A 25,363-nucleotide genomic window follows, 5' to 3' on the forward strand; every position below is an offset into this window, starting at 1 on the left:
CGGAGCCGATCCGGGGCGCCGCGTCGCTCAGCGGCGCGCGCGCAGCATGGCGATGCGGTCCTGCAGGCGGTAGCCCTGGATGATCGTCGGCATGAACCACGGATCGCCGCGATAGAGCGGGATGCCGGCCGGCGGCCGGAAGTCGAAGGCGCTCTCGGCGCGCGCAGGCTGCCCCAGCAGCCGGTAGGCCGCCCGCATGCCGACCCACGGCGCCCAGACCGTGCCCGAGCCGCAGAAGCCGGAGGCGTAGAGGATCCCCTCCTTCTCGAAGATGCGGGGGAGCATGTCGCGGTTCATCGCGACGTTGCCGAACCAGGTGTGGGAGAGGCGGACGGTCTCGAGTTCCGGGAAGATCTCGGTCAGGCCGGCCCGCATGAGGAGGGACGGGCCGATCGGGTTGCCCTTGTTCCCGCTCTCGCGCCCGCCGAGCAGGATGCGGCGGCCGTCCGGGGTCGGGCGGTAGTAGTAGCCGAGCTGGCGTCCCTCGCTGATCATCATCCGCCTCGGCATCAGCCGCGCCATCACGGCGGGCGCCAGCTCCTCGGTCACGATGATGCGGCTGCGCACCGGCACCAGGCGGCGCTGCAGGAAGGGCGCGGCGCCGTCGGTGTAGCCGTTGGTGCAGACGAGGACCTGGCGCGCCCGGACCGTCCCGGCCGCGGTCGCGACGCGGAACCCCTCCCCGTCGCGGGCGATGCCCGTCACCGGCGTGCCGGAATGGACCGCGAGGCCGGAGGCGAGCGCGATCCGCAGCAACTCGCGATGGAACTTCGCCGGGTGCAGGCCGCCGATATCCATCCGGACGGTACCGCCGCGGTAGAAGTCGGTCCCGATGACGGTCTTCTGCTCGGCGAACGGCACCGCGTAGGTTTCGACGCCGACAGACTTGCGCAACGCCTCGGCGCTCCGGGCCATCGCGTCGTATTGCCGGTAGCCGATCGCGCCCTTGAACAGGCCGGTCGGCTGGAAGTCGCAGTCGAGCCCCTCCTCCGCGACGAACCGGGCGAGGAACTTGCGGGCGGCGTGCGCCTCGGCCTCGACCGCGATCGCCCGCGCCTCGCCGAAGCGCCTGGCCATCGTGGCGTAGTCCAGGCGGATGTTGCCGCTCGTGATGCCGCCGTTGCGCGTCGAGGCGCCCTCGCCCGGGTTCATGGCGTCGAAGGCCGCGACCGAGCGTCCCTCCCGCGCCAGGACCAGGCCGGCCGACAGGCCGGCGAAGCCCGCTCCCACGATGGCGACGTCGACGCTCCGGGGCGGCGTCCGGGCCGGGATCGGCCGGACGGGGGCGTCGTCCCACCAGTACGGCGTGGTCGTCGCGGCGATCGTCGGGTCGGTCATGGCATCGAACTCTCTACGGGATCGGCGCATGCGGCACGCCGCGGGGCCGGCCGCCGGACCGGTCCGGCGGCGGAACGCTCATCGGAGGTCGCCGCGCACGTCGAGGGCGTCGCGCAGGCCGTCGCCGATGAAGTTGAAGCTCGTCACCGCGAGGGTGATGGCGGCGCCCGGGATGATCGCGAGCCAGGGCGCGCTCGCGAGGTATTGCTGGGCGCCGTTGAGCATGTTGCCCCAGCTCGGCAGCGGCGGCTGGATGCCGTAGCCGAGGAAGCTGATATAGGCCTCGAGCAGGATGGCGCGCGCGACCGTCAGGCTGGCGGCGACGATGATCGGGCCCATCGCGTTCGGCAGGATCTCGCGGAACATGATGTGCGCGCTCCCCAGGCCCAGCATCCGGCTGGCATGGACGAATTCGCGCTCCTTGAGCGAGCGGACCTCGGCCTCGACGATGCGGGCCACCTCCATCCACTTGGTGAGGGCGATGATGACGACGATCATCCCCGGGGTGGGCTTGAGCAGGGCGGCGAGCGCCAGCACCAGGAAGATCGACGGGAAGGCCAGGAAGCCGTCGACGGTCCGCATCAGCACCGCGCCGACGAGGCCGCCGCGATAGCCCGCGACGACGCCGACGAGCGTCCCGGCGACCGTCGAGAGCAGCATGGCGAGCACGCCGACCATCAGCGAGATCCGCCCCGCCATCAGCAGGCGGGCGGCCACGTCGCGCCCGAGCGGGTCGGTGCCGAGGATGTGGGAGCCGGTCAGCGGCGGGGCGAAGCGCGCCCGCAGGTCGATCTGGAGCGAATCGTAGGGAAGCAGGTATGGGCCGAGGAGGCAGGCCAGCGCCAGCAGCGTGATCATGATCGCCCCGACGAGGGCGAGGCGATGGCTGATGAAGCGGCGCGCGGCGCGGCCCTGCCACCAGCGGGTCGAGGCGATCGGCGCAGCGAGGGCGGTCATGCCGGGAGGTCCTGTCGTTGTGGGCAGGGCCGCTCAGGCCAGCCGGATCCGCGGATCGACGATGGCGACGACCATGTCGGCGATGAGGTTGCCCAGGATGACGACGATCGCCGAGAACATCAGGATCCCCATCACCACCGGATAGTCGCTGTAGCCGAGGCTGTCGTAGAACAGGCGCCCCATGCCCGGCCAGGTGAACACCGTCTCGGTGACGAGCGCGCCGGTGAGGATGCTGGGCAGCTGCACGCCGGCCAGCGTGATCATCGGCAGGAGCGCGTTGCCGACGACGTGCTTCATCAGGATCCGGCGCTCGGCCACGCCCTTGGCGCGGGCGGTCTTGACGAAATCCTGGTTGATCACGCCGAGCATCGCCGTGCGCATGTAGCGGCTCCAGACCGCGATGTGGACGAGCGACAGGACGAGGCTCGGCAGGATCAGGTGGTGCAGGTAGTCGAGCACCGAGGCATCGCCGATCGTGTACATGTTGCCGGCCGGCAGCCAGCCGAGCTTGAGCGAGAAGACGTAGATGCCGACGAGCCCGAACCAGAAGGTCGGGATCGACAGGGCGACCATCGCGCCGATCGTCGCCGCGTAGTCGAAGGCCGAGTAGCGGTGCGTGGCGCTGCGGATGCCGATCCAGGTCCCGGCCGCGATCGCGATCACGGTCGAGCTGCCCATCAGCAGCAGGGTCGCGACGAGGTGCCGGGCGATGACCGTCAGCACCGGGGTGCCGTCGCGCAGGGACACGCCCCAGTCGCCGTGCAGCAGCCTCCAGGCCCAGTCGAGATAGCGCAGCCAGAGCGGCTGATTGAGCCCCATCTGCTCCTTCAGGCGCTCGATGTCGGCCGCGGTCAGTCCGGGATCGAGCCCGAACTGCGACAGCGGCCCGCCCGGGATCAGCCCGAGGATGACGTAGCCGATGACCGAGACGATCACGAGCAGGACGGCGCTCTGGACCAGGCGGCCGAGCAGGAACCTGTGCACGATGGACTCCCTGTACGTCGTCTGAGGACCGCCCGCGGGCGACCGCCGGAAGGCGACCGCCCGGGACCGGTCGCGCGTCAGCCCGCCCGCGACCAGCCGGCGGCGTTCCAGGACTCGGTGCGGGTGTTGGAGTTGGGAACGAAGCCCTGGACGGACTTCTTGTGTCCGAGCACCGCCGTGACCTGGTAGAGCGGCATGAAGGGCAGGTCGTGGCGCACCAGCTCCTGCACGCGGGTGTAGATCTTGCGCCGCTCCTCCGGATCGAACGTCGCGGTGCCCTTGTCGAGCAGGGCGTCGACCTCGGGGTTGGAATACTGCGTGGTGTTCGAGCCGCGGCCGCCCTTGGCGCCGATCGCGCGCGAGTGGAAGCGGTTCGTCACGTCCGGATCCGACGCGACCATGAACACGACGCCGGAGATCACCGTGTCGAACTGGGATTTCGCCCAGACGTCGCCCCAGAGCACGGCGGCGGGCAGGTTCGCGATGTTCATCTCGACGCCGATATCGGCCCAGCTCTGCTTGAGGAACTGCTGCACCTGCTCGCGCAGGTGGTCGCCCGAGGTGGTCGTGTTGTTGAACGACAGGCGCACCCCGTCCTTGGCGCGGATCCCGTCCCGGCCGGGCTTCCAGCCCGCCTCGTCGAGGAGCCGCCGCGCCGCCTTGACGTCGAAGGTCTGCACCGGGAGCTTGTCGTTGAAGTAGAACGACGAGCGCGGCATGTAGCTCTCGGTCGCCGAGGGGACGCCGTAATACAGGGCGTCGATGATCGCCGCCCGGTCGATGGCGGCGTACAGGGCCTGGCGCACCGCCAGATCCTTGAATTGCGGCTTCTCCAGGTTGAAGTGGATGCCCTCGATGGTCTGCCGCGGCACCAGCGTCACCACCTTGTTCGGCAGCGTCTTGGCTTCCTTGTAGTTGTCGGGCGTGATGTAGACCTGGCCGGTCAGGTCGATGTCGCCGCTCTTGAACTGTGTGTAGAAGACCGTGAGATCCGGAATGTACTTGAAGACCAGGGTCTCGATGTAGGGCCCCTCGCCGTGGTAGTCGCGGTTGGCGACGAGCTCGAGGTTGTCGCCGGCGGTGCGCTTGCCCCACTTGAAGGCGCCGGTGCCGACCGGCGCCTTGTTGAAGTCGGCGGTGTTCGGATCGGCGGCGGTCTCCAGCACGTGCTTGGGGACGATGAAGGTCTCGGTCAGGAACGACAGGTAGGGCGCGAAGGGCTTCTCCATCCGCCAGGCGATCTCCGTCGGCGAGACCACCGTGATGTCGCGCAGGAGCGAGTGGCCGGCGGTGCGCCAGGCGCGGAAGTTCGGCTTGGTGATGAGCTCGAGGGTGTACTTCACGTCCTCGGCGGTAAAGGGCTTGCCGTCGTGCCAGCGCACGCCGTCGCGCAGGCGCACGCGCCAGTTCAGGCCGTCCTGCGAGATGCCGCCGTTCTTCTGGGTCGGCACCGCGGCCGCGAGGTTCGGCGTGATGACGCCGTCGGGCCCGATGCGGAACAGCGCGTCGAACAGCGAGAAATGCACGCCGTCATCGACCTCGATCTTCAGCATCAAGGGGTTGAGGACGGTCGGCTCCTGGGTGATGCCGACGACGACGCGGCCGGCCGGCGCCTTCTTCGCGGCCTCCCTGGCCGCCGCCGTGGCGGCCGCGCCCTGCGCCAAGGCCGGCTTGCCGAGGAGGTGGGGCAGGCCGAGGCCGGCGATCCCGCCGGCGATGCCGAGGCGCAGGGCGGCGCGGCGCGAGAGGAGGTGCGTCGTGTCGTCGTGATCGGTCATGGCCGTGCTCCGTGAAGGGGTGGCGCCGAATGGTCTCGGCACGGGGGCGGCGGGGTCGCGTCCGGCGAGGCCGCCGGGATGGTCCGTTCGCCGGGTCGGCTACCCGCCGGGAATCGCCGCGACGAGTTCGCGCGTGTAGGCCGATCGCGGGTTGAGGAAGATCTGCGACGGCGGTCCGAGCTCGACGACCCGCCCCTTCTGCATCACGGCGATCTCGTCGCAGATCTGGCTCGCGACGCGAAGGTCGTGGGTGATGAAGATCATCGCGACCCCGGTCTCGCGCTGGATCCGGTCGAGCAGCGCCAGGATCTGGGCCTGGATCGACACGTCGAGGGCCGAGACCGCCTCGTCGGCGACGAGCACCTTCGGCTTGAACATCAGGGCGCGGGCGATGCCGATGCGCTGGCGCTGGCCGCCGGAGAACTCGTGGGGGTAGCGGTCGAAGGCGCCGGCATCGAGCCCGACATGGCTCAGGAGCGCGCGGGCCTCCTCGGCCGCCGTCGCGGCCGGCATCCCGTGGGCGACCGGGCCGACGGTCAGGCTGGTGCCGATGGTCGTGCGCGGGTTGAGGGAGGCGAAGGGGTCCTGGAAGATCATCTGGATCTTCGGCCGCAACGGGCGGAACTCCGCCTCCGACATCCGGGCGACGTCGCGGCCCTCGAACAGGATCCGTCCGCCGTCGCTCTCGAGGAGCCGGGTCAGCAGGCGTCCGAGGGACGACTTGCCCGAGCCGCTCTCGCCGACGATGCCGAGGGTGCGCCCGGGCTTCAGGCTGAACGAGACGCCGTCGACCGCGCGCACGGAGTTCTGCTTGCCGGTCAGGAGTTTACCGAACAGCGACTTGCCAAGCAGCGACTTGCCGAACAGCGACTTGCCGCCGCCATAGGTCTTCACCAGGCCCTCGCAGACGAGGACCGGCTCGGTGTCGGCGACCGCGAGCGGCACCCGGTCGGTGCCGGTCAGGTGCGGCACCGCCGCGATCAGCCGGCGGGTATAGGGGTGCCGGGGCGACTTCAGGACCTGCTCGGCGGTGCCCTGCTCGACGATGTAGCCCTTCTCCATCACCACGACGGTGTCGGCGATCTCGGCCACCACGCCGAAATCGTGGGTGACGAAGACGATGCTCATTCCCTTGCGCCGCTGGATGTCGCGGATCAGCGTCAGGATCTGCGCCTGCGTCGTCACGTCGAGGGCGGTGGTCGGCTCGTCGGCGAGGAGCACCGTCGGCTCGAGCGCCAGCGCCATCGCGATCATCACCCGTTGCCGCTGCCCGCCCGAGAGCTGGAAAGGGTAGCGGTGAATCATCCGGGTCGGGTCCGGCAGCCCGACCTCCGCCAGGAGCTCGAGGGAGCGGCCGCGCCGGGTCGCGCGGGTGCCGACGCCGTGCGCCGCCATCACCTCGTCGATCTGCGCGCCGACGGTCATCAGCGGGTTGAGCGCCGAGAGCGGGTCCTGGAAGATCATCGACACCGCCCGGCCGCGCAAGGCCCGCAGGGCGTCGGGCGCCATGCCGACGATCTCGGCCTCGCCGAGACGGATCTCGCCCGAGAGGACGGAGATCGCCTTCGGCAGGAGCCCCATGATGGCGTTCGCCGTGACGGACTTGCCCGATCCCGACTCGCCGATGATGCAGAGGATCTTGCCCCGCACCAGGTCGAAGGAGATGCCCGTGACCGCGTGGGCGCGCTCCATGCCCGCCGGCAGGCCGATCTCGAGGCCCCGGACGGAGAGCGCCGTCTGCCTGCCGGTGTCGGTGTGGGGGCTGTCTGACATGGGCGTCTTTCGCGGTGCGGTCACATGATGTCGTGGGCGGCGGGATGTCGTCTCACGGTTGCCGAAAGTCGTCCTCGATGCCACCGGCGCACTCCGCGCATGCGCGGACCGTCGTTACGATCCGCGCCCGATCGCGTCGGTGCCGATACAATCCATCGTCAAAGGTAGAATTTGAAGATCGAGGCTGCCACGAGAGAGCCATACATCCCATGGATGCCGCATTAAATATCCGAAAAAACGAGCATCTATGTTGTTTTGTTAAGTGAGGTGTAGTTTCGAGACCCGGGGCCCATCAAGGCAAAATTTTGTGCATCGCTTGGGGCACTTGCCCGATTTTTGTCGTACACGCGCCCAGGACGCAGGACGACGCGTGCCCTGTCGCATTCACGGTTTCCGCCCCTGCGCGAGTTGGTTTTTCCGGTTTCTAGGATATTGCGCGAGCGCGGTCGTGAGAATCTGCCGTTCCGGGCGGACGGGACGGCACGATCTTGCAAAGACGGCCCCGGACGAAGCCGAATCGCCTCGCCGGCGGACTGTGCCTGAGGAAGGGAGCGCGGTTCCGTGCGCCTCCCGGCCCGCGCCACGTCCGGGCCTCGAAGCCCGGACACTCGCCTCACGCGGCGGCCCGGTCGATCGCCCGGAGCTGCAGGTCGAGGGCTGGGCCCGCGGCGGGAAACCGGCCGTCGAGCGCCGAGGTCCCGATCGTGAAGGCGGCGGCGCCGGCCCGCCGGATCGCCCGCACCTGCTCCGGACTGTCGACCGAACCCGCCACGACGACCGGCTTCGCCACGGCCCCGCAGACCGCGGCGATGAGCGCGGGCCCGTCCAGCGACGAGCGGTAGGCGAGCAGGTCGAGACCCGCGACGCCCTCCCGCGCGGCGAGCGCGACGGCGCTCGCGACGATCTCGGCTTGCGTTCCCTCGAGACGGCTCGGATGACCGGCGACGCGCCCCGGGAACGGATAGTAGCGCAGGCCCGACCCCGCGATCAGCGGCAGCACGTCGTCGGCATGCGTGCCGCCGAGCAGGTAGTCGACGCCGAGCGCGACCGCCGCCTTCACCGACCGGACCTCGCTGTCCCGGTCGAGGGAGACGACCTCCAGGTAGGTCGTCGCGCCGCCGCGCCGGATCGCCGCCACGAGGTCGTCCAGGGCCTCGAAGGGCAGGCCGACATCCTTGAAGCCGATATTGCGGATCCCCGCGGCGAGCGCCGTCCCGACATGCACGGCGGCATCCGCCACCGTGCGGTCGTTCCGGGTGAGCATGAAGATGAAATCGAACGAGGTCATGAGGTGAGGCTCCCCGCTGGAGCATGTCCCGGCGGCACGGACGATGGCCGGCCGGCGAGGCAGCGGCCCGATCAAAGGTGAAGGGCGGCGTCCGCCGGTCGCGGCGCGGCGGCGTGGCGGGCGATCAGCCGTTCGGCGTAATCGAACGCCGTCCCGAGGCTGGACGGATCGGCGAGACCCCGGCCGGCGATGTCGAACGCCGTGCCGTGATCCGGGCTGGTGCGCACGAAGGGAAGCCCGAGCGTCACGTTCACCCCCTTCTCCAGGCCCATGTACTTCACCGGGATCAGGCCCTGGTCGTGATACTGCGCGACCACGACGTCGAACCGTCCCTGGCGCGCCTGCATGAACACGGTGTCGCCCGGCCAGGGCCCGGAGGCGTCGATCCCCTCGGCCCGCGCCGCCTCGACCGCCGGGCCGATGATCCGGATCTCCTCGTCGCCGAACAGGCCGCCCTCGCCGGCATGGGGGTTGAGCCCCGCCACCGCGACGCGCGGCGCGTCGATGCCGAGGGAGCGCCCGGCCTCGTGGGCGAGGCGGATCGCCGCCATCTGCGCCGCGAAGTCGCCCCGCCGGATCGCCTCCGACAGCGCGCAGTGGATCGTCACCAGGACCGTGCGGATCTCGTCGTTCGCCAGCATCATGGCGACGCGGGCGCCCCCGGAATGCTCGGCCAGGATCTCGGTGTGACCGGGATAGGCGAGGCCGGCGGCCGAGAGGGCCTCCTTGTGGATCGGCGCCGTGACGATGCCCGCGACCCGGCCGCTCCGCGCCAGCCCGATCGCCCTGAGGATCGCCGCGTAGGCCGCCCGCCCGCTCTGCGCGCAGACCCGGCCGACCGGCGGCAGGGTCTCGAGGTCGGAGCTCGCCAGGACGTCGAGGAGGCCGGGCTCGTGGCGGGCCTCGGCGACGTCGTCGATCCGGCGCACGCCTCCCGCGGCGCCGAGGCGGTGGAGCGCATCCGCCATCACCAGAGGATCGCCGACGGCGATCCAGCGCCGCGCCTCGGGGTGCCGCAGGAACAGGCGGGCGACGATCTCAGGGCCGATCCCGGACGGATCCCCCATGGTCACCGCTAGGGGCGGTCGGGATGCGGGCATGGTGGTCCTTTCGCCTCGGGGCCGATCGAGAGGGCGCCGCACCACGCGGAGCGGGATACCGGTGCGCCGAACCCGCCCCGCCGGCGATCGCGCCGATGGCGAGGGGTGGCGCCGACCATAGCGGTTCCGGCGCGCTGGACGAGCGAAATGGCCTGACGTATTCCGGTGACGAGAGATCACCGATGAAGCGTTCGGACCTGCCCTCGCTCGACGACCTGCGGGCCTTCGAGACCGTGGCGCGCCTCGGCTCCATGAGGGCTGCGGCGGGGGAGCTGTCGCTGACCCACGGCGCCGTCAGCCGCCGGGTCGCGAAGCTCGCCGTCGATCTCGGCCTCCGGCTGTTCGAGCCCGCCGGCCGGGGCCTGCGGCTGACGCGGGACGGCGCCGTCCTGTCGGAGGCGGCCAAGAAGGCGCTCGCGCTGATCGCGGATACCCTGTCGGCGATCCGCGCCGCCGCAGGGTCCGGCCCGATCGTCCTGTCCTGCGAGCGCTCGCTCGCCATGCGGTGGCTGATCCCGCGCCTCTCGGCCTTCCAGGACCGGCATCCGGAGATCGAGATCCACCTGTCCACGGGGGGCGGGAGCCTGGACTTCACCCGCGAGCGCGTGACGCTCGCGATCCGGCGGCTCGACTTCGCGCTCGACCCCGCCTGGACCGTGCGGGAGCTGATGGCGGAGCGGGTCGGCCCGGTCATGGTGCCGGGCCTGCGGGAGCGCTTCGCGCGCGGGGACTACGTGGCGCTCGGATCGCGCACCCGCCCGAACGCCTGGACCGCCTGGCACGGCGCGCATCCGCACGTCCCGCGGCCCCGGAGCCTGCGGCTCCTCGACCACCATTTCCTGATGACCGAGGCCGCCCTCGGAGGCCTCGGCGTCGCGCTCGCCCCCGAGGTGATCGCGAGCCACGACGTGGCGCTCGGCCGGCTCGTGGCCCCTTGCGGGTTCACGCCGGACGGAACCAGCTACGGGCTGATCCATCCGGGCGCGTTCGCGCCGGGCGGACCGGCCGCCACGCTCTGCGACTGGCTGCGGACCGAGGCCGTCGCGGAGTGATCCGCGCCCGGCTACGGCCGGCCTCAGGCGCGGTCGGCGGCCTCCTGGCCCTCCGCGGCGCTCTCCCGCACGACGGTCTCCCGCACGACGTGGGCGAGGATCTCCGACAGCCGGTCCGCCGCCTCGCGGCGGCCGATGCGCCGGAACGCGGCGATGAGCAGGGCCGTGTCCTCGCGCAGCATCCGGGTCGGCAGGTGGCTCGCCAGGGAGGGCGCGACGGTGGTGGCGAGGCGCGCGATGCCGCGCTGCTGGGGCTCGGCCAGGGCCGGCAGGCTGGAGGCCAGGGCGCGCAGGATCAGCGCCAGGCTCTGGTGCTGGCGCGATTCCGCCGCCGCCACGATCAGGCTCTCGATCGCGTCGAGGACCTGGTCCGGCAGCCGGTCGCGATAGGCGATCCGGGCGGCGGCGGCGCGGGGGACCGGCGCGGCCCATTCGTGCAGCAGGCGCTGGAGCGCGTGCACGGCGATCGCGCCGACCGCCGGATCCGAGCGGGCGGTCGAGATCGCCGTCCAGCCGATCGTGCCGATGTGGCCGAGGCTGAAGGCCGGGTCGTGCGCGACGTCGCGCTGCTCCTCGATCGCGAGGGCGTCGCGGACCGCCTCGACCAGGGCGGGACCGGCGCCGCCGCCGCTCAGCACCGCCACCGTGCCCCCGGGCGGCACGAAACCGCCGACCGGTACCGGGAGGGCGAGGTGCATCCGGGGGGCGGACGACAGCGCGCGGGTGAGCGCGTCGACGTCGATCCGCGTCAGGTAGCCGCCCGCTGCCGCGACGACCGCGACCCCGTCGGGCGGCGTGCCGGCGGGCTCGGCGCTCGCGGCGAGGAGGGGGAGCTGGCGCGCCCGCGCCGCGAGGGCCGCCGCGCGGATCGTCGCGATGGCGGTGGCGGGGCGGGTCTGGTCGATGGTGGTGTAGATCAGCACCACGAGGGCGACGAGGGAGACCGCGCCGAGCAGCGTCGAGCTCATCACGCCGAGCACCGGCGCGGTGGTGTGGGTGGTCTGGACCAGGGTGACGAGGACGAACAGCGACACGCCGACGAAGAAGCCGAACCAGGCGCTGTTCGCGCGGCGGCGCAGGTAGTGGTCGACGATCTGCGAGTTGAGCGTGGCGGCGCCCTGCTGCACCGCGAGCAGCAGGATCGAGAAGGTGATCGAGGTCACGCTGATCAGGCTGCCGGCGATGGTCGACAGCATGCTGATCGCCGACTGGGTGTCGCCGACATACTGGCTGAGGAAGAGCCGCACCGGGCCCCACGCGGTCCTCGGCCCGGCGTCGTTGTCGAGGCGGTCGATCACCCCGGCCAGCACCACGAAGCCGAGCACGATCAGCACGGGGAGGCCGAGGAACTCCGAGAACGAGCGGCGCAGGCCGGCGATCAGGCATAAGGTCATGCGGACGCCCGCCCGCGCGTGCCTCGGTTCACCGCTCGCTGCCCCCGATTCGCCTCGTCCGGGGGCAATCTGGGGCATTCCCCAGCGGCATCAATGCGGGATGGCAGCCGGTGGGTTCCGTCCCGCGTCGTCCCACCCGCCTCCTCATCCTGAGGTGCTGCCGTGTGCAGCAGCACCTCGGGACGAGGTCGCGTGATGGCGCGGGCGGCCGGCTACCCGCCCAGCGGCGACGGCACCGGCGACACGCCCTGCGCCTCGGCCGCTTTCCGCTCGGCGGCGAGCGCCCGGGCGTAGGACGGCTCTTCCTTCAGGCCGGCCCAGTAGGCCCTGGCGAAGTCCGGCAACTGCTCGCCGAGGCCGGCGAACTCGGCCAGCATCAGGGCGTAGCCGACGCTGATGTCGGCGGCGGTGAAGCGCCCCGCGCAGACGAAGCGGCGCCCGCCCAAGGTCTCGCCGAAGCCCTTCAGCCGCGACAGGAACCATCGCGAATAGTCCGCGACGAGGCCGGGCTGGCGCCGCTCCGGCGGCTCGAACCGGCCGTAGCGCAGCACCAGCGTCTGCGGGAAGGTCAGGGTCGCCTCGCCGAAATGCAGCGCGTTGAGGTAGCGGCCGTAATCCGGCTCGTCGGGCCGCAGGCCCAGGGTGCCGGCGCCGTGGCGCGCCGCCAGGTACTCGCAGATCGCCGCCGATTCGGTCATCCGCGTCCCGCCGTCCTCGAGGAGCGGGATCGTCCCGAGGGGGTTGAGGGCGAAATACGCCTTGGCGTGGACCCGCGGCGGGAAGGGCAGCATCGCGAGCTCGTAGGGCAGCTCGAGGGCCTCCAGCGCCCAGAGCGGCCGGAACGAACGCGCGCCGACGCAGTGATGGAGCTTCATGGCGTCACCAGCGGGCAGTTGCCGGCCTTCAGCGGCCGGAAGGCCTGGTCGGCCGGGATGGTCGAGACCAGGCGGTAATAGTCCCACGGGCCCTTCGACTCGGACGGCTTCTTGACCTCGAACAGGTACATCGGGTGGGTCACCCGCCCGTCGGCCCGCACCTCGGAGCGGCCGAAGAGCGGGTCCTCCGCGGGGGCCCGCCGCATCTCGGCGGTGACCTTGGACGGGTCCTTGCTGCCGGTGGCCTTCACGGCCTTCAGGTAGTGCATCATGCCCGAATAGACGCCGGCCTGGACCATCGTCGGCATCCGGCCCTTGTGGCGCTCGGCGAAGCGGCGCGACCAGGCGCGGGTGCCGTCGTTGAGATCCCAGTAGAACGCCTCCGTCAGCACCAGGCCCTGCGCCACCTTGAGGCCGAGCGAATGCACGTCGCTTAGGAAGACCAGGAGGCCGGCCAGGCGCTGCCCGCCTTCCGCCACGCCGAACTCGGCGCCCTGCTTGATGGTGTTGATGGTGTCGCTGCCGGCATTGGCGAGCCCGATCACCTTGGCCTTCGACCCTTGCGCCTGGATCAGGAACGACGAGAAGTCGTTCGCCGCGACCGGGTGGCGGACCGAGCCCAGCACCTTGCCGCCGTTGCGCTCGACCACCTCCGACACGTCGCGCTCCAGCGCCTTGCCGAAGGCGTAGTCGGCGGTGATGAAGAACCAGGTATCGCCGCCCGAGCGCACCATCGCCCCGCCGGTGCCGTTGGCGAGCGCCCAGGTGTCGTAGGTCCAGTGGATGGTGTTGGGCGAGCAGAGCGCCCCGGTGATCTCCGAAGCGCCGGCGCCCGAATTGATCATCAGCCGGTTCTTCTCGCGCACGATCTGGTGCACGGCGAGCGCCACCGAGGAGAACGGCACGTCGAGCACGACGTCGACGTCGTCGCGGTCGATCCACTGCCGCACGATGCCGGCACCGACATCCGGCTTGTTCTGGTGGTCGGCCGACAGGACCCGGATGTCGAAATCCGGGTTCTGCGCCTTGAAGTCGGCCGCGGCCATCTCGGCCGCCACCACCGAGCCCTCGCCGGCGAGGTCGGAATAGGGCCCGGCGCGGTCGTTCAGCACCCCGAGGGTGACGCGGGTGGGGCCGGCGGCGTGGGCCTGGGCCAGGGTGAGGAGGGATGCGGCGGCGAGCGCCAGGAGGCGGAGCGGTCGGCGGAGTGGGCGTGTCGGCATGGTGTCCTCCCGGTATGTGGCGGCATCCGGTCGCTGGTTGCCGGATGCTCCGTTCGGTCTCGTCGTCGTTCCGGGTCCGCGCAGCGGAACCCGGGATCCATGAACGCTGACGAACCAGGAGGAGGCGGAACGCTCTCCGTCCCGCTCGTCGGCGGTTGTGGATCCCGGGTTCTCGCCTTTCAGGCTAGCCCCGGGATGACGAAGGGCGGTCGAGGCGGGGCGATCATTCGATCTGCGGTCGAGACGGTCATCACGCCCCTCCCCGCTCCCTGAGCGCCCGCCGGATGATCTTGCCCGTCGCGGTCATCGGCAGCGCGTCGACGAAGGCGACGTGGCGCGGATATTCGTGGGCGGCGAGCCGGGTGCGCACGAAGTCCTGGATCTCCCGCGCCAGCTCGGGCGTGCCCTCGACGCCTCCTTTCAGCACGATGAACGCCTTCACCGCCTCCGTCCGGACCGGGTCGGGTACGCCGACGACGCCGCACATCCCGACCGCCGGGTGGCGCAGCAGGCAATCCTCGATCTCGCCGGGGCCGATGCGGTAGCCCGCCGAGGTGATGACGTCGTCGTCGCGGCCGACGAACCACAGGAAGCCGTCCGGGTCGCGCCGGCCGAGGTCGCCGGTGATCAGCCAGTCGCCGATGAACTTCCTCGCCGTCGCCTCGGGGTTCCGCCAGTAGCCGAGGAACATCACCGGGTCGGGCCGGCGCACGGCGATGTGGCCGGTGGTGCCGTCCGGGACTTCCTGACCCTCGTGGTCCACGATGCGGACGTCGTGGCCCGGCACCGGCTTGCCCATGGCGCCGGGTCGGGCCGGGAACAGGTCGGCGCAGGAGGAGACGACGAGGTTGCACTCGGTCTGGCCGTAGAACTCGTTGACCGGCACGCCGAGCACCGCCTCGCCCCAGGCCAGCATCTCCGCCCCCAGGCTCTCGCCGCCGCTGCCGACCGAGCGGAGGGCGAGGCCCAGATAGGGCGTCGCCCGCGTCTGGCGCATCAGCTTCATGGCGGTGGGCGGCAGGAAGACGTTGCGCACCCCCTGCTCGGCCATCAGCCGGAACGCCGCCTCCGGGTCGAACTTTTTCGCGCGATGCGAGACGACGGGCACGCCGTGATGCAGGGCCGGCAGCAGCACGTCGAGGAGCCCGCCGATCCAGGCCCAGTCCGCAGGGGTCCAGAACCGGTCGCCGGCCTGCGGCAGGAAGCGCTGGGGCATCTCGACCCCCGGCAGGTGGCCGAGCAGCACCCGGTGGGCGTGGAGCGCCCCCTTCGGGTCGCCGGTGGTGCCCGACGTGTAGATGATGACCGCCGGGTCGTCGGCGGCGGTATCGACCGGCGTGAAGGCGTCGGAGGCTTGGCTGCAGAGAGCGTGGAAATCCTCGGCGCCCTCCCCCGCGCCGTCGATGCAGTAGACCCGCTCCAGCTCCGGCAGGGCGTCGCGGAGCCCGGCGAGGAGCGCAGCGCCGGCCCGGTCTGTCACCACCGCCTTCGCGCCGCTGTTGCCGAGGCGGTAGGCCAGCGCGTCGGGCCCGAACAGCACGAAGAGCGGGATGGTGATGAGCCCGGCCCGGAAGCCGGTGATGTGGGCGACCGCCGTCTCGGGCGCCTGCGGCAGCAGCACGCCGATCCGGTCGCCGCGCGCGAATCCGTGCGCCGCGAGCACGTTGGCGAAGCGGTTCGTGAGCCGGCGCAGGTCGTCGAAGCCGTAACGCCGCACGGCGCCGTCGGGGTCGAGATGGATCAGCGCGAGCGGATTGCCCGGGGCGTGCCGGTCGCAGACGTCGGTGCCGATGTTGTAGCGGGCCGGGATGCGCCAGCGGAAATTCTCGAGCAGATCGGCGTAGGTGTCCGCGCGCTGCAACATCGGCGTTGTCCACCCGTGGTTCTTGACGCGGACCGTTCGGCGGTCCTTCGATTGAAACGATCGTTCATTCGTTTTTGGGTGTCAACACGGGTGCCGTGCCGGCAATGCGATGGGGAGGCTCGGCATTCGAGCGTCGTGGCGGACGCGCGGCCACGCCGGCCGATGTCATCCGACCCACGACCTCGTCTCGCGGTGTGGGCGATCGAAGATCGCGCGCGAAGCCAGCGCGGTCGGCCCGCCGAGCCCTCGACCGTCGCCGGGGACGGCATCGGTACCGCCAGCTGCCATAGGCACTTGCAGGCCCGTGAGCGACATCGATGCACATGGTCCCGGTGGTGTGAGGCGTACCCTCGTGCCTTGGCATCGACCCGTCGATGCCAAGGCGTCCGGCGCACCAGCGCCGACGCCCGTTCGGGCTCAGCCAGCGCCTTCGCCCGGACCATCGACCATCGTCGGTTCGCCCCGCTTCGCCGCCGTCGAGGGCCGGCATGTCGGCGATGCCTGTCGAGAGAGTGCCTCTCATCGTCGCGGCAGCTCGTCCTGCAGGACCGCCTCCTCGGCATCGGCGTGGCGATTGTCGAGCTTGCGCAGCTCGGTGGCGATGTCCTGCAGGCTGGCCTCGCCCTTGCGCAGGACCCGGTCGGCCTCGGACAGGCGATCGCGTTCCGCCGCGGTGATGCTGCGGGCGCTGAGCACCACCACGGGGACATCGGCGCAGCCGGGCAGGCCCCGCAACCGGTCGAGGAACGAGAACCCGTCCATCACCGGCATGGTCAGGTCGAGGAGCACGAGCCGCGGCACGCCGCGTCGGACCTCGTCGAGTGCCTCGCGCCCGTCCCCGGCCTCGCGGACGGTCCAGCCGTTGCGCTCCAGAACCGTCCGGAGGCGGTGGCGCATGTCGGCGTCATCGTCGACCACGAGGACGTCGCCGTCCGCGGTCCGGAACTGGTCCAGGATCGTTCGAAGGCGCGTCCAGTCCACCGGCTTCGGCACGGCCTCGACCGCTCCGAGAGAGGCGCCGAGCGACGCGTCGGCGACGAAGCTGACCATGATCACCGGGATGCCGGCGGTCTCCGGCGTCGCCTTCAGGGCGGCGAGCACCGACCAGCCGTCCATCTCCGGCATCATCACGTCGAGGAGGATCGCCCGCGGCTGGAGCGACGTCGCGAGGTCGAGGCCGGTGCGCCCGTCCCCGGCGGTGCGGACGGCGAAACGCTGGCGTTCGAGGAACCGGGTCATCAGCTCGCGCTGGCTCGCTTCGTCGTCGATCACCAGGACGAGGTCGTTCGACGTCGCCTGGTTCTCAGGAGCCGCCGGCGCCGCCTCGCCGGCCCGCTCCGGAGCGACGGCCGGCACGCGAAGGGTGAAGCGCGTGCCCTCGCCCTCGACGCTCTCGACCGTGATGTCGCCGCCGAGCAGCTGGGCGAAGGCGCGGCTGAGCGCCAGCCCGAGGCCGGTCCCGCCGTAGTTGCGCGTCGTGCTCTCGTCGGCCTGGGTGAAGCGTTCGAACAGGCGCCCGACCTGCTCCGGGCTCATGCCGATGCCGGTATCCTGGACCGTGAACCGGAGCCATTCGCCATGCCCGTCGCTCTCGCGGCCGACCCGGAGGGTGATGGTCCCTCTCTCGGTGAACTTCGCCGCGTTCGAGAGCAGGTTGAACAGGCACTGGCGCAGCTTCACCGCGTCCGTCCGCGCCCGCCCGGCATCGCCGACGACGTCGAGGACCAAGACGTTGCCCTTCTTCGCCACGAGGGCGTCGACGGTGCCCGCGGCATCGGTGACGAAGGCGGCGACGTCGATGTCCTCGGCGTAGAGTTCCATCTTCTCGGCCTCGACCTTCGACAGGTCGAGCACGTCGTTGATCAGGCCGAGCAGATGCTGCGCGTTCGACTTGATCTTGCCCAGGTCCTTCAGCAGGCTGTCCTGCCCGAGCTCCTCGGCCTCCTCCTCCAGCATCTCCGAGTAGCCGATGACCGCCGAGAGCGGCGTGCGCAGCTCGTGGCTCATGTTGGCGAGGAAGCGGCTCTTGGCGCGGCTGTGCTCCTCGGCGGCATCCCGCGCCTCCCTCAGGGCCGTCTCGAAGGCGTGGCGCTCGGTCACGTCCGTGTGCACGCCGACCCACTCTCGGACCGCCCCGTCGGCATCGCGCACGGGGACGGCGCGCACGGAATAGTGCCGCCACGACCCGTCCGGCGAGCGGACCCGGTGCTCGACGACGTAGGGCGTCCCGCTCCGGACCGCCTCGCCCCAGACGTGCCGGGTCTCGGCCAGGTCCTCCGGATGGATCGCGGCCGACCAGCCGCCGCCGCGGTACTCGGCGAAGGTCTGGCCGGAGACCGTCTCCCAGCCGGGCTGCTCCTCGACGAGGTTGCCGGCGGCGTCGGCCGTCCACATCACCCCGTCCACCGCCCGCACGGCCGCGCGGAAGCGCTCCTCGCTGACGTGCAGGCGCCGTTGCGCCCGGCGCTGGTCGAACGAACTCGCCATCATGGCGAGGAACAGGACGACGAAGGTCACGCCGGCCACCGCCAGGGCCAGGTTCTGCTGGTTCACGCCGAGCGCGGCCGCGTGCGCGGAGTGAGCGCCCGCCTCCTCGGCGGTGAAGGTCGCCGCCGCCATGCCGGTGTAGTGCATCCCGGCAACCGCGAGCCCCATCACGCCCGCCGCGGCGAGCTTCTGCCACGGCGTGTTGCGGCGAAACGTCAGCCACAGGGCGGCGGTCGCTGCCGTGACCGCGATGGCGACGGAGGCCGCGACGATGGCCGGATCGTAGGCGAGGTTGCCCGGCACCCGCATCGCGGCCATGCCGGTATAGTGCATCGCCGCCACCCCGAGGCCCATCAGCGGCCCTGCGACCAGCAGCGACGGGACGCCGGTGCCCCGGCGCGCGACCCAGGTGAAGGCGGCGGCCGTCGAGCCGATGGCGATGACCAGGGAAAGGAGGGTCGGGCCGAGATCGTAGGCGGCGGGCATTCCCATCTCGAAGGCCAGCATGCCGATGAAGTGCATCGACCAGATGCCGCCGCCCATGGCGACCGCCGCACCCGCGCCCCAGACCCAGCGCGGCCCGGCGTCCCGCCTCCGGACCCGGGCGCCGAGGTCGAGCGCGGCGTAGGACGCGAACACCGCGATGACGATGGAGAGCGCCACGAAGGCGGGGTCGTAGCCGGTATGGACCATGGAATTTCCGCTGGGGTACGACGAGGCCGGGCCACGGACATGCATCGGCGCTGGATCGGACGCCTCTTCGTCAACGCGATGTCGGTGCGTCATGCTAACTGGGGCGCGGGTTCATGCCCCTCAAGATGGCTCGGACGCGAATCCGCCCCAACGGATGCCCGGACCATCAGCAGCGACGCTCACGTCGCGGACTTCCATGCCGCGGGATTTCGGCGGGCGGCCGAAGACGCGGCCCGGCATCGTCTCCTCGCGAGAGCCTGATCGACTGGTCCGGCCGAATTGATGCGAAATCCTGTACTTGAGCCGATCGATTGCTTCGCGACGCGGATTTCGGCTTCGCTCAGGCGTGTGGAGCCGTCGGCTCCACCGCGCGGGCTCGTGATCCCGTTTCCGGCGGGTCCGTCCGACGGCGCGGCGATATCAACAGGCTCTCGCGGAACTCGGCAAAGTCCCTCGCCGGCGCCTCGTGCCCCCTCACCTGCGCTTCTGCCGGTTCAGGACGGCGCGCAATGCCCGCGCGACCTGTTCGGCCGAGTAGGGCTTGCGCACCAGGTCGAAACCGTGCGCGTCGTCCCGGGCGAGCACGTCGCTGTAGCCGGTCGTCAGGATCACCGGCAGGGTCGGGTGCTGCGACCGCAGCCGGCGGGCGAGTTCCACGCCGCCCATCCCGGGCATCACCACGTCCGAGAAGACCGCATCGAAGCGGAACGGCATCCGCTCCATCTCGACGAGGGCGGCCTCGGCATTGTGCGCCCACACGGTCGAGTGGCCGAGATCCTCCAGGAGCTGCGTGCAGAAGCGGCCGACCTCGAGGTTGTCCTCCACGACCAGGACGCAGAGCGGCCATCCACCCCGATCCTCCTCGATGTCGGCGTCCCGGGTGTCCTCGGCACGACGGGGTGGGTCGACATGGGGCAGGTACAGCGTGAAGGTCGTGCCCCGGCCCACCTCGCTCGCCACGTCGACATCGCCGCCGGATTGCTTGGCGAAGCCGATGACCTGGCTCAAGCCCAACCCCGTTCCCTTGCCGACCTCCTTGGTGGTGAAGAAGGGCTCGAAGATCCGCGTCAGCAACTCGGGCGGGATGCCCGCCCCCTCGTCGACGATCGAGACGGCCACGAAGGCGCCGCCCGCCCCGGCATGCCCGCGGATCGAGGGCAGCGCCTCCCGGCGGAACAGCCGGAGCGAGAGCGTGCCCTCGCCGTCCATGGCGTCGCGAGCGTTCACCGCCAGGTTGACCAGGGCGGTCTCGAACTGGCTCGGATCGACCCGCACGTGGCAGGGATCGTCCGGGACCTCGGTCACGATCCGGATGCGTGCGCCCGTCACTGCGTTCAGCATCTGGGCGATGCCGCCGATGCGCGCGCCGGCGTCGAACACCTCAGGCTGCAGGGGCTGGCGCCGGGCGAAGGCGAGAAGCTGGCTCGTCAGCTTGGCGGCGCGGTCGACCGTGTCCGCCACGGCTTCCAGGTAGCGGGTGCGGCGCTCCTCGGGCAGGTTCGGCCGGCGCAGGAACTCCACCGACGAGCGGATGATGGTGAGCAGGTTGTTGAAGTCGTGCGCGACGCCGCCGGTCAGCTGTCCGACCGCCTCCATCTTCTGGGCGTGGCGCAGGGCCTCCTCGGCGCGGGCGAGCCGCTCCTGGTTGCGCAGCCTCTCGGTGACGTCCCGAGCGTACTGGAAGGCGCCGACCCGTCGTCCGGTCGCGTCCTTGAGCGGGGTGAACCGCAGCTCGTAGAGCGTCCGCCGCCGGCCGGGGTCGCCGAACTCCTCCACCAGCGTGAACTCCTCGCCGGAGAGGGCGCGGGACCAGGCCGCCCGCACGGCGGCGAGATGCTCGGGGTGGCCCTCCAGCACGTCGAGAAGGGTGTCGCCGACCCGCGGCCGGACGCCGTAGATGGCGGCGAACTCGTCGGCGTAGGCCCGGTTCACGGCGAGGAACCGGTAGTCGCGGTCGAGCGCGGCGACGAGGGCGTCGGTCGTCTCGAACACGTCGGCCCAGAGCTTGCGCTGAGCCAGAGCCGCCTCGGCGCGACGCTCCAGCGTCTCGTTCATCTCGCGCAGCGCGTCCTCGGCGAGCTTGCGATCGTGGATGTCCTCCACGACCCCGTACCACTGCACGATCTCGCCGCTCCCGTTGCGCCGGGGCCGGGCCCGGGCCCGCATCCAGCGATACTCAGCCGTGCGCGCGAGGCGGATGCGGTAGTCGACGTCCACCGGCTCGCCCGTGGACAGGGACGCCGCGAAGGCGGTCATCGTCGCCGCCAGGTCGTCCGGGTGCAGGGCCTTGGCCCAGCCGGCGCCGTCCGGCTCGCCGGCGGCCTGTCCCGTGAGTTCCAGCCACCGATTCGAGTAGGACGTGACGTTCCCGTCCGGGTCGCAGGTCCAGGGTACCTGCGGGTTGAGTTCGACCGTGTGCCGGAAGTGGTCCTCGCTCTCGCGCAAGGCGGCTTCGCCGAGCACCCGGTCGGTCGTCTCGCTGGTGACGCAGAACAGGCCGTTGATCCGGCCGTCATCATCCAGCACGGGCGAGTAGGTGAAGGACCACCAGCCCCGCTCGGGCACCCCCTCGCGCGAGAGGTCGAGCATGACGTCGGTGAGCGTCCGGCTCTCGCCGGCCAGGGTTGCCTCCACGAGCGGACCGATCTCGCCCCAGATGCTCCCCCAGACCTCGCGGAAGGGACTCCCCAGAGCCGTATCCAGGCGGTAGCCGAGCATCGGCCTGTAGGCGTCGTTGTAGAAGCAGCGCAGGTCGGGCCCCCAGGCGAGAAACATCGCCGTCGGGCAGGCGAGCATCAGCGAGAGCGCGTTGCGCAGGGCCGGCGGCCAGGCCTCCGGCGGCCCGAGCGGCGTCGCCGACCAGTCGCGGGCGCGGATCTCCGCACCGGTCAATCCCCCGGCGGGGAGGAAGGGAAACGCGTCAGCCACGCGAGGGGAAGCCTGCGCATCCGGAGCCGCCGGCCATCACGGGCGCGCGGGTGCCCTCGCCACCCGCGCCGACGGTCTGGAACAAGCGTGGACGGAGCCATGCGGGCATGATGGACGCATCACCTCTTTCGTGGACGCGCGATCGCACGTCCCACAATACCGTCGGGCACACCGAACCGTAACGAGATTCACCGGCTGGCGGTTGCCCCGCGTGAGGCGATGGGATCCAGGACGGCGCGAGGGTCGCGGGCGCGGCGGGGCCGGACGCGGCGCGAGCGGGCACCGGGATCGGCCTCGTTCCGGCCAAGGGACCCCGCATCGGGCGGAACCGCATCCGTGTCCCGCGCCGACCTCCGCCACGGACCGCGCCCGCGACCTGGGCTGGTCGGAGGCGGTAGATGCCGGGCCGCCCGGTCGACGTCTTCCCCACGCCCGGGGAACGTCGCACCGCCACGATCGCGCTGGGCGACCGGCTGGGCGACGTCACCTGCCGGACAGAATCGGACCGATCGCCGCCGGGGGCGTCGCGAGCCTGGCCGGGGTTCAGGCGTTCCGCGACTGCGGCTCGCTCGTCGACGACCTCGAGGCCGGCGGGCCCGTGCTCGTCGCCGATGCCAGGGACGATCCCCGCACGGCCGCCAGCGGCGCGGCCTTCGCGCTCGGCAGTCGTTCCAGGGCCAACCTCCCCATGACGGAGAGACGTGACGGCGGCCTGCCCGATCAAGCAGGCTCCGATACACGAAACACGAGCGATCTCCCGCCTGTGACCTCCGATCACATCCGGGCGCCGTCCGAGCGTGCCGCCGGATCGAGGATCTGGGAACGCGATTTGGAGTTGAGCAAGGAGCGGCGACGCTCGGACGCTGCACGGGAGGCCGACCTTGTCTCAGACTGCCCCGTCGTTGAGTCGATTGCCGACCTTCGGCGAAGACGGAGCCATCCACGTCGTTGTCGAGACGCCGAAAGGGAGCTCGAACAAGTACGCATTCTCGGACGCGTTCGGCGCATTCCTGCTCAAGACGGTCCTCCCGGAGGGCATGAGCTTTCCCTACGACTTCGGCATGATCCCTTCGACGAAGGGCGCCGACGGCGACCCGCTCGATGTCCTGCTGCTGCTCGACGCCCCCGCCTTCCCGGGCTGCGTGATGGAGGCACGCTTGGTCGGCGTGATCGAGGCGGAGCAGCGGGAGGGAGAGGGAACTTGGGAGCGCAACGACCGGCTGATCGGTGTGGCCGTCAACGCCCGGACACATGCGCATATCGAGACTCTGTCCGACCTGCGCCCAGGCATGCTCGACGAGGTCGAGGCGTTCTTCGGCCATTACAACCGGCTCGCCGGCAAGGACTTCAAGGTGCTCCGGCGTGGCGGCGCTGAAGCTGCGCTCGCCATCGCCCGGCAGGGTGCGGACGCGTTGGCGCAGGCGGAAGATTGATCCTCGTGCATCGGCCGGACGCTCCATGCCGCGATCGGCCGTCGCGGGAGCCTTGTCCACGGAGCGTCACGTTCGCTGCAGCGAGACCAGTTCGGGTTCGGAAATCCCTGATGTCCAGGGCCGATGCGATGAAATGGCGTGGCAGCCGAGAGGACGCAGCCTGTCCGCTTGTTTCGTCAGAACGGACCTTTCGACGGACACGAACGAAAGCGAGCATTTCCGGCGGCCCCGCAGCCGGCCGGCCCTCGATGGTGGGATTGTCGAGGCCGCAATCCGCGGGGATGCAGGGACGCCGGCGGGAGGACGCGCGTCCGGCGTCACCTCGATACCGCAACGGGGCCCAGGGTCGCAGGGCAAGGCGCCCTCGGAGACCCCATATTCGGACGTCGCACGAAACGACTGACGAGGAGCTGCGATGAGAACCGAGAGAGCAGTGCTGGCGGGCGGGTGCTTCTGGGGCATGCAGGACCTGATCCGGCGCCAGGAGGGCGTGGTGTCGACCCGCGTCGGCTACACCGGCGGCGACGTGCCGAACGCGACCTACCGCAACCATGGCACCCATGCCGAGGCCATCGAGATCGTGTACGACCCGGCGCGCACGAGCTTCCGGCGCATGCTGGAGTTCTTCTTCCAGATCCACGACCCGACGACGCCGAACCGGCAGGGCAACGACAGGGGCCTGAGCTACCGCTCCGCCATCTTCTACGCCGACGACGACCAGCGCTGCGTGGCGGAGGAGACCATCGCCGACGTCGAGGCCTCCGGCCTCTGGCCCGGCAAGGTCGTGACCGAGGTTGCGCCGGCCGGGCCGTTCTGGGAGGCCGAGCCGGAGCACCAGGATTACCTGCAGCGCATCCCCAACGGATATACCTGCCACTTCATCAGGCCGAACTGGGTGTTGCCGTCGCGCTCCCACGCGACGCAGGACGCGTGAGCCTGCCCGGCCTGGGACCCCGGATCGCTTCGGCGTCTCAGGCCCCCGTGGTCGTGACGGAGAGCCACCGTCGGCCCGCAGGAATTCGCCGTGACGAGGCTGGCATGCTCGGAGCAGGTGGGAAGTCGCGGCGGCGGCGACCCCCTCGGCCTTGCTGCGGCGCTTGGCGAGGTCGGCCGACACCTCGGCAAAGGAGGCCGTGAGGGTGCGCGCCTCCTCGATATCGATCGGCGCGAGGGCCGCCAGCGCGTTGAGCGCGGCTGCCCCGACCTCGCGGGCGCGATCCGGCCACGGCGAGGGGCCGAGCCTCGTCCGGGGCGCCGCCGGCCTCCGCCTCGACATCGTCGCGCGTGGCCTGCGCCACGGCGAGGGCGGCGCTCCGGTGTTCCTCGCTTGCGGCCGGCAGCGGGCTCGCGCCCTTCGGCGCCAGCAGGCGGATACCATACCGGAGTTCCGCGACGATCACCGATAGAAGAAAGCGGTCCGGTAGCCCTTGATCAGCACGACCTCGACGTCGATCCCGTAGACCTCGCGCAGGATCTCGGAGGTCACGATCCGGTCGGGGGGCCCGATCGCCACGACCTTGCCGTCGCGCATCGCCACGATCTGGTCCGAGTAGCAGGACGCGAAGTTGATGTCGTGGAGCACGGCCACCACCGTGCGGCCCCTCTCGTCGACGGCACGGCGCAGGAGGCCCATCATGGCGGCGGCGTGGCGCATGTCGAGGTTGTTCAGCGGCTCGTCGAGCAGGATGCAGTCGGTGTCCTGGGCGAGCACCATGGCGATGCAGGCGCGCTGGCGCTGCCCGCCGGAGACCTCGTCGAGGAAGCGGTCGGCGAGCGGCTCGAGGTCGAGGAACGCGAGGGCATCCGCGACGTGGGCGCGGTCGGCGGCGGTGAGCCGGCCCCCCGAATGCGGGTAGCGCCCGAAGGCGACGAGGTCGCGGATCGTCACGCGGGCCGTGACGCCGTGCTCCTGGCGCAGGATGCCGAGGCGGCGGGCGAGCACGTCGCCCGGCGTCGCGGCCACGTCGAGGCCGGCGACGACGGCCCGGCCCGCGCTCATCGGCAGGAGCCGGCTGACCATCGACAGGAAGGTCGACTTGCCGGCGCCGTTCGCCCCGATCACCGAGACGAAGGCGCGCTCCGGCAGGCTCAAGGAGACGCCGTCCACCACCACGGTGTCGCCGTAGCGGCGCGTGAGGTCCTGCACCTCGATCATCGGGCGGGCCTCCGGGTGGGTCTCGGGGCGGGTCTCGGGCA

General features: G+C 71.1%; 17 protein-coding genes. 3 read left to right on the plus strand and 14 right to left on the minus strand.

The genetic code is table 11. From position 1 onward, the window contains the following. Nucleotides 1-27: 27 nt before the first annotated feature. The 7 genes from DK419_RS15655 to pdxA form a co-directional block, all read right to left on the minus strand. Nucleotides 28-1,338: an NAD(P)/FAD-dependent oxidoreductase gene (locus tag DK419_RS15655; RefSeq protein WP_109959891.1), complete on the minus strand. Its 1,311-nt coding sequence runs from the start codon at nt 1,336-1,338 to the stop codon at nt 28-30. Nucleotides 1,339-1,416: 78 nt separating this feature from the next. Then, entirely contained in the window at nt 1,417-2,295 is an 879-nt protein-coding gene (locus DK419_RS15660) for an ABC transporter permease (protein WP_109959892.1), read from the minus strand. A gap of 33 nt (nt 2,296-2,328) precedes the next feature. Then, nucleotides 2,329-3,279: an ABC transporter permease gene (locus tag DK419_RS15665; RefSeq protein ID WP_109959893.1), complete on the minus strand. Its 951-nt coding sequence runs from the start codon at nt 3,277-3,279 to the stop codon at nt 2,329-2,331. Nucleotides 3,280-3,356: 77 nt separating this feature from the next. Next, nucleotides 3,357-5,057, minus strand: coding sequence for a peptide ABC transporter substrate-binding protein (locus DK419_RS15670; RefSeq protein WP_109959894.1), 1,701 nt, complete (start codon nt 5,055-5,057; stop codon nt 3,357-3,359). Between the two features lie 99 nt (nt 5,058-5,156). Next, complete coding sequence (locus DK419_RS15675) at nt 5,157-6,830, minus strand: ABC transporter ATP-binding protein (RefSeq protein WP_109959895.1); 1,674 nt, start codon at nt 6,828-6,830, stop codon at nt 5,157-5,159. Between the two features lie 613 nt (nt 6,831-7,443). Then, on the minus strand, nt 7,444-8,118 hold the full coding sequence (locus tag DK419_RS15680; protein ID WP_109959896.1) for a 4-hydroxythreonine-4-phosphate dehydrogenase: 675 nt from the start codon (nt 8,116-8,118) through the stop codon (nt 7,444-7,446). 71 nt (nt 8,119-8,189) lie between these two features. Continuing rightward, complete coding sequence (gene pdxA / locus DK419_RS15685; protein ID WP_425352587.1) at nt 8,190-9,185, minus strand: 4-hydroxythreonine-4-phosphate dehydrogenase PdxA; 996 nt, start codon at nt 9,183-9,185, stop codon at nt 8,190-8,192. 215 nt (nt 9,186-9,400) lie between these two features. Between pdxA and DK419_RS15690 the strand changes: the two genes are divergently transcribed. Beyond that, the gene (locus DK419_RS15690) at nt 9,401-10,270 is read left to right on the plus strand and encodes a LysR family transcriptional regulator (RefSeq protein WP_109959898.1); all 870 of its coding nucleotides are present in this window, start codon (nt 9,401-9,403) and stop codon (nt 10,268-10,270) included. Nucleotides 10,271-10,293: 23 nt separating this feature from the next. Here DK419_RS15690 and DK419_RS15695 read toward each other — a convergent pair whose 3' ends face one another. The 6 genes from DK419_RS15695 to DK419_RS15720 all read right to left on the minus strand — a co-directional run bounded on the left by DK419_RS15695 (nt 10,294) and on the right by DK419_RS15720 (nt 21,734). Further along, nucleotides 10,294-11,664, minus strand: coding sequence for a DUF2254 family protein (locus tag DK419_RS15695; protein ID WP_162561253.1), 1,371 nt, complete (start codon nt 11,662-11,664; stop codon nt 10,294-10,296). A gap of 212 nt (nt 11,665-11,876) precedes the next feature. Continuing rightward, a complete protein-coding gene (locus DK419_RS15700; RefSeq protein WP_109959900.1) occupies nt 11,877-12,539 on the minus strand; it encodes a glutathione S-transferase family protein in 663 nt (220 codons plus the stop codon). Then, nucleotides 12,536-13,762 (minus strand): ABC transporter substrate-binding protein, encoded by a 1,227-nt coding sequence (locus tag DK419_RS15705; RefSeq protein WP_109959901.1) that lies wholly within the window; start codon nt 13,760-13,762, stop codon nt 12,536-12,538. Before DK419_RS15705 ends, DK419_RS15700 begins: the two co-directional genes overlap by 4 nt. Before the next feature lie 250 nt (nt 13,763-14,012). Next, nucleotides 14,013-15,626, minus strand: coding sequence for an acyl-CoA synthetase (locus tag DK419_RS15710; RefSeq protein ID WP_109959902.1), 1,614 nt, complete (start codon nt 15,624-15,626; stop codon nt 14,013-14,015). Between the two features lie 519 nt (nt 15,627-16,145). Continuing rightward, nucleotides 16,146-18,806 carry an MHYT domain-containing protein gene (locus DK419_RS15715; protein ID WP_109959903.1) on the minus strand — a complete coding sequence of 887 codons (2,661 nt, stop codon included), beginning with the start codon at nt 18,804-18,806 and terminating at the stop codon, nt 16,146-16,148. Between the two features lie 474 nt (nt 18,807-19,280). Further along, nucleotides 19,281-21,734: a PAS domain-containing protein gene (locus tag DK419_RS15720; RefSeq protein ID WP_109959904.1), complete on the minus strand. Its 2,454-nt coding sequence runs from the start codon at nt 21,732-21,734 to the stop codon at nt 19,281-19,283. Between the two features lie 881 nt (nt 21,735-22,615). On the opposite strand from DK419_RS15720, the gene DK419_RS15725 reads away from it, so the two are divergent. Beyond that, on the plus strand, nt 22,616-23,167 hold the full coding sequence (locus DK419_RS15725) for an inorganic diphosphatase (RefSeq protein WP_109959905.1): 552 nt from the start codon (nt 22,616-22,618) through the stop codon (nt 23,165-23,167). 415 nt (nt 23,168-23,582) lie between these two features. Further along, a complete protein-coding gene (gene msrA / locus DK419_RS15730) occupies nt 23,583-24,101 on the plus strand; it encodes a peptide-methionine (S)-S-oxide reductase MsrA (RefSeq protein WP_109959906.1) in 519 nt (172 codons plus the stop codon). A 462-nt stretch (nt 24,102-24,563) separates the two neighbouring features. Here msrA and DK419_RS15740 read toward each other — a convergent pair whose 3' ends face one another. Next, complete coding sequence (locus DK419_RS15740) at nt 24,564-25,322, minus strand: iron ABC transporter ATP-binding protein (protein WP_109962336.1); 759 nt, start codon at nt 25,320-25,322, stop codon at nt 24,564-24,566. Nucleotides 25,323-25,363: the final 41 nt, after the last annotated feature.

The organism is Methylobacterium terrae (genome assembly GCF_003173755.1).
GTDB lineage: Bacteria > Pseudomonadota > Alphaproteobacteria > Rhizobiales > Beijerinckiaceae > Methylobacterium > Methylobacterium terrae.

Bases quoted from the DNA above. Each gene is read 5' to 3' on its own strand.
- DK419_RS15655 (WP_109959891.1), bottom strand. From the start codon at position 1,338: ATGACCGACCCGACGATCGCCGCGACGACCACGCCGTACTGGTGGGAC.
- DK419_RS15690 (WP_109959898.1), top strand. From the start codon at position 9,401: ATGAAGCGTTCGGACCTGCCCTCGCTCGACGACCTGCGGGCCTTCGAG.
- DK419_RS15695 (WP_162561253.1), bottom strand. From the start codon at position 11,664: ATGACCTTATGCCTGATCGCCGGCCTGCGCCGCTCGTTCTCGGAGTTC.
- msrA (WP_109959906.1), top strand. From the start codon at position 23,583: ATGAGAACCGAGAGAGCAGTGCTGGCGGGCGGGTGCTTCTGGGGCATG.
- pdxA (WP_425352587.1), bottom strand. From the start codon at position 9,185: ATGGGGGATCCGTCCGGGATCGGCCCTGAGATCGTCGCCCGCCTGTTC.
- DK419_RS15700 (WP_109959900.1), bottom strand. From the start codon at position 12,539: ATGAAGCTCCATCACTGCGTCGGCGCGCGTTCGTTCCGGCCGCTCTGG.
- DK419_RS15675 (WP_109959895.1), bottom strand. From the start codon at position 6,830: ATGTCAGACAGCCCCCACACCGACACCGGCAGGCAGACGGCGCTCTCC.
- DK419_RS15660 (WP_109959892.1), bottom strand. From the start codon at position 2,295: ATGACCGCCCTCGCTGCGCCGATCGCCTCGACCCGCTGGTGGCAGGGC.
- DK419_RS15670 (WP_109959894.1), bottom strand. From the start codon at position 5,057: ATGACCGATCACGACGACACGACGCACCTCCTCTCGCGCCGCGCCGCC.
- DK419_RS15710 (WP_109959902.1), bottom strand. From the start codon at position 15,626: ATGTTGCAGCGCGCGGACACCTACGCCGATCTGCTCGAGAATTTCCGC.
- DK419_RS15705 (WP_109959901.1), bottom strand. From the start codon at position 13,762: ATGCCGACACGCCCACTCCGCCGACCGCTCCGCCTCCTGGCGCTCGCC.
- DK419_RS15740 (WP_109962336.1), bottom strand. From the start codon at position 25,322: ATGATCGAGGTGCAGGACCTCACGCGCCGCTACGGCGACACCGTGGTG.
- DK419_RS15715 (WP_109959903.1), bottom strand. From the start codon at position 18,806: ATGGTCCATACCGGCTACGACCCCGCCTTCGTGGCGCTCTCCATCGTC.
- DK419_RS15680 (WP_109959896.1), bottom strand. From the start codon at position 8,118: ATGACCTCGTTCGATTTCATCTTCATGCTCACCCGGAACGACCGCACG.